A 1,541-nucleotide genomic window follows, 5' to 3' on the forward strand; every position below is an offset into this window, starting at 1 on the left:
GCATCGTCTGGATCGCGACACCTCAGGCGTGATGATCTTTGCGCTCACACCTTATGCGCAGCGCCATCTGGGGTTGCAGTTCGAAAAGCGGATGACGCGCAAAACCTATGTGGCGCGGGTCTGGGGCGTGCCGCAGGAAAAGACCGGCACCATCGATCTGCCGCTGATCGTGGACTGGCCCAACCGCCCGCGCCAGATGGTCTGCCATGAAACTGGTAAATCCGCGCAAACCGACTGGCGTTTGCTGAAAGACGAAGGCGACACCGCTCGCGTCCGGCTTAGCCCCAAGACAGGGCGGAGCCATCAGCTGCGGGTGCATATGCTCAGCCTCGGGCATCCGATCCTGGGGGACCCGTTTTATGCCACGGGTCCAGCGTTGGATTATCCACGCCTAATGCTCCATTCAGAAGAATTGCGGTTCAACCACCCTCAGGGCGGGCATTCGACCAAGGTTCGCGCCAAAGCGCCATTTTAAAGGCACGGTTGCGCGAACGAAAAAGGCCACCCCGCAGGGTGGCCTTGGTGTTTGTGGGGGATGCCGAAGGGCCTGCTTATTCAGCGGCCCAGCCAGAGACCGCTTTGATCTCGGTAAAGTCCTCGATCCCGTACATGCCACCTTCGCGCCCGTTGCCCGACTGCTTCATGCCGCCAAAGGGCGAGCCCGCGGCACGGCTTTGGCCGTTCATCTCGACCATGCCCGAGCGCAGCTGGCGTGCCAGGCGGTTGCGGCGCTCGCCGTCTTGCGACTGCACATAGTTGGTCAGGCCGTAAACCGTGTCATTGGCGATCTGGACGGCTTGCTCTTCGCTGTCGAACTTCATGATCGACAGAACCGGGCCAAAGATTTCCTCGCGGGCGATGGTCATGTCGGGGGTCACGTCGGCAAAGACGGTGGGTTTGACAAAGAAGCCGCGGTTCAACCCGTCGGGACGTCCGGTGCCGCCCGCAACCAAACGCGCACCTTCGTCGATGCCCTTCTGGATCAGGTCCTGAATCTTGTTGAACTGCGATTCATTCACAACGGGGCCGATATGACGCCCATCTTCGGAGGCAGGACCAACGGTGACCTGCGACGCAACAGCGCCTGCTTCTTCGACGGCTTTGTCATAGACATCGGATTGCACCAGCATGCGGCTGGGGGCGTTGCAGGACTGGCCGGTGTTGTTCATCATGTGCAGAACGCCACGTTTGACGGCTTTGTCATCCGCATCGTTAAAGACGATGTTTGCACCCTTGCCACCCAGTTCAAGATGGACCTTTTTCAGCGTATCGGCGGCCGCTTTCGAAATCAGCGTGCCCGCGCGGGTCGATCCGGTGAAGCTGATCATGTCGATATCTTTATGCGACGACATCTGGCTGCCAACGCCGACGCCGTCACCGTTCACAAGGTTGAACACACCTTTGGGGAAGCCTGCCTCGTCCATCAGTTCGGCAAAAATCATCGCGTCCAGCGGGCTTTCCTCGGAGGGTTTCAGCACCATTGTGCAGCCGGATACGACCGCAGCCCCGACCTTGAGCGTGATCTGGTTCATCGGCCAGTT

2 protein-coding genes are annotated in these 1,541 nt (G+C 59.8%); one reads left to right on the forward strand and one right to left on the reverse strand.

The window, feature by feature from the left end:
* Positions 1-475, forward strand: a 475-nt coding sequence (locus VOI29_RS24490) for a pseudouridine synthase (protein ID WP_323784500.1), incomplete at its 5' end; no start/stop codon positions are given.
* A gap of 76 nt (positions 476-551) precedes the next feature.
* Here VOI29_RS24490 and VOI29_RS24495 read toward each other — a convergent pair.
* Positions 552-1,541, reverse strand: a 990-nt coding sequence (locus tag VOI29_RS24495) for an aldehyde dehydrogenase family protein (RefSeq protein ID WP_323784502.1), incomplete at its 5' end; no start/stop codon positions are given.

This window comes from Leisingera sp. (assembly GCF_034669605.1).
Taxonomy (GTDB): Bacteria; Pseudomonadota; Alphaproteobacteria; order Rhodobacterales; family Rhodobacteraceae; genus Leisingera.